This window comes from Psychrobacter sp., from assembly GCF_030454045.1.
Classification (GTDB): Bacteria; Pseudomonadota; Gammaproteobacteria; order Pseudomonadales; family Moraxellaceae; genus Psychrobacter.
The window spans coordinates 21,363-28,331 of record NZ_JAKDJE010000035.1; the positions used below are offsets into that span (position 1 = coordinate 21,363).

The 6,969-nt window shown below is 44.9% G+C and carries 5 protein-coding genes; 2 read left to right on the forward strand and 3 right to left on the reverse strand.

Annotated elements, in window-relative coordinates; genetic code table 11:
• Positions 1-143 precede the first annotated feature (143 nt).
• Positions 144-1,535, forward strand: a complete 1,392-nt coding sequence (locus L0G63_RS08045; RefSeq protein WP_301450182.1) for a serine hydrolase — start codon at positions 144-146, stop codon at positions 1,533-1,535.
• A gap of 51 nt (positions 1,536-1,586) precedes the next feature.
• Here the strand turns inward: L0G63_RS08045 and L0G63_RS08050 are convergent, their stop codons facing one another.
• The 3 genes from L0G63_RS08050 to L0G63_RS08060 form a co-directional block, all read right to left on the reverse strand.
• Positions 1,587-2,834 (reverse strand): sodium:proton antiporter, encoded by a 1,248-nt coding sequence (locus tag L0G63_RS08050; protein WP_301450178.1) that lies wholly within the window; start codon positions 2,832-2,834, stop codon positions 1,587-1,589.
• Between the two features lie 266 nt (positions 2,835-3,100).
• Entirely contained in the window at positions 3,101-4,987 is a 1,887-nt protein-coding gene (gene ilvD, locus L0G63_RS08055; RefSeq protein WP_301450179.1) for a dihydroxy-acid dehydratase, read from the reverse strand.
• Positions 4,988-5,194: 207 nt separating this feature from the next.
• The gene (locus L0G63_RS08060; protein WP_301450180.1) at positions 5,195-5,950 is read right to left on the reverse strand and encodes a hypothetical protein; all 756 of its coding nucleotides are present in this window, start codon (positions 5,948-5,950) and stop codon (positions 5,195-5,197) included.
• A gap of 232 nt (positions 5,951-6,182) precedes the next feature.
• Between L0G63_RS08060 and L0G63_RS08065 the strand changes: the two genes are divergently transcribed.
• Positions 6,183-6,626 (forward strand): HIT family protein, encoded by a 444-nt coding sequence (locus L0G63_RS08065; protein ID WP_301450181.1) that lies wholly within the window; start codon positions 6,183-6,185, stop codon positions 6,624-6,626.
• The last annotated feature ends 343 nt before the right edge of the window (positions 6,627-6,969 follow it).

The following is a 6,969-nucleotide window of genomic DNA, read 5'->3' on the forward strand; positions in this document are numbered from 1 at the left end:
GGTTGTTAATGCCTTTGTACTGGCATCAGATATCTGTATGGCATCGGTGCTCAAGCAATTTTAGCTGAGATAATTCACAATAATGGAGTGAGGGGACAATGATGGATGATGACACAACGCATAGTAACAATGCGAGTAAATCTATGAGGACTGACTTGCAGCATCGCTTACGGCAAGTACTGACAGCGTTGCAGCTTGATGACGCGCCAGCGGGCGGTGCGGTAGTGGTCTATCAGGGCGGTGAGTGTCTTGCGCAGGCAAGTGTCGGTATGGCACGGGCAGATACACCGTGGCAGGCTGATACGCTAGCGATTAATTTCTCGACAGGTAAGGGCGTACTAGCGACGCTGGTACATGTGTTGGTATCACAGAAGCTGCTTGATTATGACGTGCCCATTGCCCACTACTGGCCAGAGTTTGCCGCATCAGGTAAAGACAAAATTACCTTGCGACAGGTGATGTCACATCAGGCGGATTTGTTTTCGATCACCAGTATCGATGTCGATAGTGACACGATGCTCGATTGGCGCGTTATGCTGAATCATATTGAAGGAATGCCTATCACAGCACCTGAGGACGCCGCTGCATATGACAGCGCTTATAGCGCGTTGGTCTATGGTTGGGTACTTGGCGGTGTGATAGAAGCCGTAACGCATATGTCATTAGCCGAAGCTTTACGTCAGTATCTAACCGAGCCTTTAGGTATTGCAGACAGTTGCTATTTTGGTGTACCAGATAGCAAAGTAGATCAGGTAGCAAAGCTTGCCAAAGACTTTGAGTCATTAAATGAGGATAGCGTACAACTGCGTAACAAGCGCCAAAAACCAACCCTAAAATCCGACTCAACAAGCACCTTACGTACTTATGCAATTCTGCCTAGCTATCATTGCTGGCAACAGAAAATGCTCAATGATGAGCGTACAGCTGAAACGCAAAGTAGCCTTAACGACGATCTAGACGATAAAAATATTGATAACATACAACCTGTATTAAATACTGCGCGTATTAATAGCCTATATTTTAATACCAGTCAGCTCAATCTGAAAAACTATAAAGCAGCGCTCATTCCTGCCGGAAAACAAGCACTTGATTATCACAATCGCAAGACACTACAGGCAATCATTCCCGCTGCTAATGGCGTCGCTTCGGCGGTTGCGCTAGCCACTATCTATGCTATGTTGGCCAATGGTGGGGTTTGGCAAGGGCAGACGCTAATTGATAGTGCTACGTTTAAGCAGCTCTCCGCAATACAAGTCACAGGCCTAGATGCCGTCATGCCAGCGCCTATGCAGTGGCGACTGGGCTATCATAGATTATTTACTATATGTAGTGGCAAAGACACAACCAATAAAATCATGGATTATGCGTCATCAGGGTTTGGACACATGGGATACAATGGCTCAGTCGCTTGGTGTGATCCTGTGCGTCAATTGTCATTTGCCTTTATCCATAATTTTGATACCACCATGCTCAACGATATTCGTCAGTTTGCATTGACAGAAGCGGTTCTGGGCTGGGTTGATGATCTGAGGTAATACAGCCGCTCTCAAGATGACAGTATCAAACGTATTGATAACCATGAATGATCAATGGCGTGTTTTTGGGGTCATCTTGAGTAGCCTTGTGGCGCTGAGACCATGGATAAAAATTGAGGTTAGAATCACAATTGAGCAGACAATCCATAGTTTGAGCGCATCATCCTCAGCAAAGAAATCTGTGTTGAGCGCATAGGACAGGTAATACAAAGTACCGATACCCCGAATACCGAGTGCTGAGATTGCGTATTTCTCAGTACGCGGCATATTGAGTCCTGACAAAGCAATGAAACCACCAATAGGACGTATGAGGAGCAGGAAGGTAAAACTCACAATATAGACACGCCATGTCAGCTCAACCCCAGACTGTAAGCCTTGTCCCAAGAACATACCAAATATGACGAGCACAAGAGACATCAATAAACCTTCTGACTGCTCGGCAAAGTCGTGAAGTTTTTGGTGATAAGTATGTTCGCACTCTGAACGTCTAAACGCAAAGGCAGCCACAAAAACAGCGATAAAGCCGTAACTGTGCACGTATTCTGCAACACCGTAAGCGACTAAGGTTAGGGCAATAACCACGTATCCTTGTGATATTGTGGTCTCACGGGTATGTTTAGAAAACACAACCTTCGCCATTGCTTTACCCACCAGCACACCCACCAATACCCCAGCGCCAATCTTCCACAAAACATCATGTGTGAACCATGACCACAGCATCTCGCTGGTAAAAGCGTTTCCTTCACTAAAAGCTTCGGCGATCTTTATTGCCAGATAGACGAAAGGAAAAGCCAATCCATCATTCAACCCTGCCTCTGATGTGAGCGTAAAGCGCGTCGTGTCTTCTCTGCCTGTATTGGGAGGTCCTACTTGAATACTAGACGCTAAAACAGGATCGGTAGGTGCTAATACCGCACCCAACAAAATAGCAGCGCCGAGGCTCAAACCAAACGCATAATACCCCAGCGCCGCCATCGCAAAAATACCAATAGGCATGGTGATTAGTAAGAGCCTAACTGCCGGTCGCCATAGCTGCCAAGAGAAGTCAGTATCAATTTTGATACCTGCGCCAACCAACGATACCAAAATCACAATCTCTGTCAGTTTTTCGATGATTATTCCATTATTTATAGGGTCCAAAAACGATAGAGACGTCCACCAATATCCCATCATCAAGCCAAAACTCACTTGTAGCATAGGGAGCGAGATTGAGGTACGTTTGAAGACAACAGGAAACAATGCTCCCAATAAAAAAGCGATACCACAGATTAAGAGAAATAAATTATAGTTTTCAATCATAAGGTTTTCGCACGTTATTATATTTTAAGGATTGGTTTTGAGAGGTTGGCTTTCGATATTGATAATGGTTGGTATGGATGTTTAATATCTAGCCTGCAATATGACTTATCATAACGATAAAAAAGAATTATTACCGAAAGAAATAGTTATCAGAACGACAGATGCGTTGTTTTTTGGTGAAAAAAAGCCTGCATTGCGCAGGCTTAATATAGTGATATCAGTAAGTGATAAGTCATACATTTTGAGGCTAAGACTAAAAGTAAGGTTTAGCGCTCAACTTGACTTACGTCACGTACCGCGCCAGTGTCGGCACTGGTCGTCATTGCAGCATAAGCACGCAATGCTGGCGACACGTGACGATCACGGCTGACAGGTTTCCATGCATCGCGACCGCGTGCTTCCATGGCTTCTCGGCGAGCCGCCAATTCTGCATCACTGATTTGCATGTTGATGGTACGGTTTGGAATGTCAATGTGAATGCTATCGCCTTCTTCGACCAAACCAATAGCACCACCTTCCGCAGCCTCAGGGCTGGCATGACCGATTGATAGACCCGAGGTGCCACCAGAGAAACGCCCGTCAGTGAGTAGAGCGCATTCTTTTCCTAGCCCTTTTGACTTTAGATACGTCGTTGGATAGAGCATCTCTTGCATGCCAGGACCACCTTTAGGGCCTTCATAGCGAATAATGACCACATCACCTGCGATGATTTTGTCATCTAAAACTGCCGCGACAGCCGCATCTTGCGATTCAAAAATACGCGCGCGACCCGTGAATGTTAAGATACTCTCATCGACACCCGCCGTTTTGACCACGCAGCCGCGCTCTGCGATATTGCCATATAACACAGCCAGTCCACCATCTGCAGAGTAGGAATATTCGGCACTACGGATACAACCTGACTCACGGTTGACGTCGAGGTTCGACCATTCTTGTGACTGTGAAAATGCCTCAGTGGTGCGTACGCCACCAGGTGCTGCAAGGAAGCGCGCGCGTGCTTCAAGATTGTCATGGTTCATGATATCCCATTTATCAATCGCTTCTCTCATTGTCGCACTATGGATGGTCGGCACGTCAGTTTTCAATAATCCAGCACGATCAAGCTCGGCTAGTAACGCAAAGACACCACCAGCACGATGCACATCTTCCATATGGAATTTTTGTGAGGCAGGGGCAACTTTTGCTAGGCAAGGCACACCGCGGCTTAAACGGTCAATATCAGCCATTTTAAAATCAATCTCAGCTTCATTGGCCGCAGCAAGTAGATGCAAGATGGTATTGGTTGAGCCGCCCATGGCAATATCTAAGCTCATGGCATTTTCAAAAGCTGCTTTGGTTGCGATAGAGCGTGGTAGTACGGAATCATCGTTTTGCTCATAGCGACGTTTGGCTAGAGATACAATGGTGCGTCCCGCTTCCAAAAACAGCTCACGGCGTAGTGAATGAGTGGCCAAGAGTGAGCCATTACCTGGTAGGGCCAAGCCTAACGCTTCGGTCAAGCAGTTCATAGAGTTGGCTGTGAACATCCCAGAGCACGAGCCGCAAGTCGGGCAAGCTGAGGCTTCGATAGTGGCCACATCCTCATCACTGATGCTGTCATCAGCTGCGTCCATCATTGCATCGACAAGATCCAGCTTACGAACGGCACTGTTATCATTACTATCGGTATTGTGGCTCTTACCAACGGTGCTGGCTAGGATTTTGCCCGCTTCCATTGGGCCACCTGAAATAAATACCACAGGTATGTTAAGACGCATTGCCGCCATCAGCATACCGGGAGTGATTTTGTCACAGTTAGAGATACAAACCAGCGCATCTGCACAGTGGGCATTGACCATATACTCGACCGAATCAGCGATCAAATCACGGCTTGGTAGCGAGTACAACATACCGCTATGGCCCATCGCAATACCATCATCGACCGCAATGGTATTGAACTCTTTTGCAACGCCGCCAGCTTGCTCAATCTCGCGTGCGACCAGTTGTCCAAGATCTTTTAGATGTACATGACCGGGTACGAATTGGGTAAAAGAGTTAGCAATTGCAATGATTGGCTTGCCAAAGTCGCCGTCAGTCATGCCGGTGGCACGCCATAATGCGCGCGCGCCTGCCATATTACGACCGCCGGTAGAGGTTTTTGAGCGATAATCCATGTGATATTCCTTACAAATAGGCGGGGTTGTTAAAATCTGCACCCTCAGTTCTAATGTCCCCTCAGTTCTGATAAGGATAGTGTGCTTTTTATAGAGGGTGAGGACTAGTGAATAATACTAATTCGTTACCATACCATTAGATATGAATAATTGAAAATAGCTTAGTAATGGTAATGGGTTTAATATGATAAAAATAGAGTTAAGGCACTATTCAATGCGAGATAAAATCGCCTTATCAAACCAAGGTAGTTCAGCTTTATCGGCTTCTAGCTTCATAATAACTGCCAGCGCATGGGTGGCCAAAAGCTGTTGATAGTCACCACTTGCCTCAATCGTCAATAGCGATTCGGCAGGTAGCTCTTGCGTATTAGGGTTTTGCTCGTCAATACTGATTAATGTCTGCTTGTTATTCTTGTAAAGAACATCCACACGTCCAAAAAATTGCCAGTCTTTAAAGGCGGTAATAATAGCATCGGCGGCATCCTTAGTGTATATCTGCTGTGTCTCTTTACCTGTATTGGTCCAATGTAGTCGCACAGCCAATTGTAATGCTTCGCTGAACACCACCAAGGAGCCAGTGACTTTTACTTGCCAAGGACTGCTCAATAGCTCTTCATCAATGCCAATTAATTGAGCCGCTTCACGAGCGGACATAGGCGTGTTAAATTGCGCAAGCAAGGCAGGTGTGAGGGGATGCGTCTGCTTGACGGCATCGTCTAAGCTATCATAATGATATAGAAAAGGCAGTGGCAAATCTTGCGTGACGGTCTTTTTGATGATTTTACAGTTGTGTATCTGCCAGCTAATCGCCTTGTCAGTCAAAGCTTCTGCTAAGATAATAGCGTTTGGATCGATAGTTTGAGTACCGCTTTCACTCTCAATATCAGAGTGTTCTTCCTTATTATCAAGGGTCATAGCAGTATTATCCATATCTGTTTGAGTTGGCAAAGTAGACGAATCCATAAACATAGCGTTATTAAAATAGAGGGTTAATATAACATTTTAAGGGCATGGCCCGCCAATAAATTCGTGTGCTGGGATGGTGAGTATATGGCTTGATTTGCTCAATGATGAAAGGGATGATGACTTGTACTACAATCATATTTCGTCCACTATATGACAGACGATTTTATCTATTTTTGATAGCTACTAAGCTAGTAACTAACTAATAATAAAACTCTTAAAGGAAAAAATAATGACTGAAGTAAATCAAAAGACTGCTTATGATGACAATAATATTTTTGCCAAAATGTTAGATGGTGATATACCTTGTCACAAAGTCTATGAAGACGATAAGACCCTCGCCTTTATGGATATCATGCCGCAAGCCGAAGGTCATGTATTAGTGATACCTAAGCAAAAGGCTGTGGACTTGGTAGATCTTGAGCCAGAGTATGCTGCTGCGGTATTAATGACGGCTAAAAAAGTCATGCAAGCACAGCGTCAAGTGTTTGAGCGTGAGGGCATTATCCAAATGCAGTTGAATGGTGCGCAAGCGGGTCAAACGGTCTTTCACTATCATTTACACCTAATTCCATCAAGCATTCACGAGTTGGGTCGTCATGCAGTGACGCAAGCTGATCAGGGTGAGCTTGCGGATATTGCCAAGCGCCTGACTGCGGCTATCGGTGATGCTTGAACAAGGTATTTGAGGGTTTGATGTCTTATACTTATGTAAACAGATGTCATCGATTACGAGGTAGACAGACCTATAATATTAGAGGGCAGCTGACAAGTTGCCTTTTTTATTGCCTAGTAATCATTGTGTAATAAACGTTAAGTTATTGTTGTAAACACGCGTTTATCTTGGGATTTGGCTAAAGTTTATGTTACATAGTATTCCCATCTATACAGAATGCGTCGGTATTATTGCTAACGTGCTGTTTTAATATTGATGACATCTATTGTTTGTAGATTGATATCTACTATACCCCACTCTCAACTTCGAAAGTGATTGAAAAAAGAAGAGCACCTCACTAATC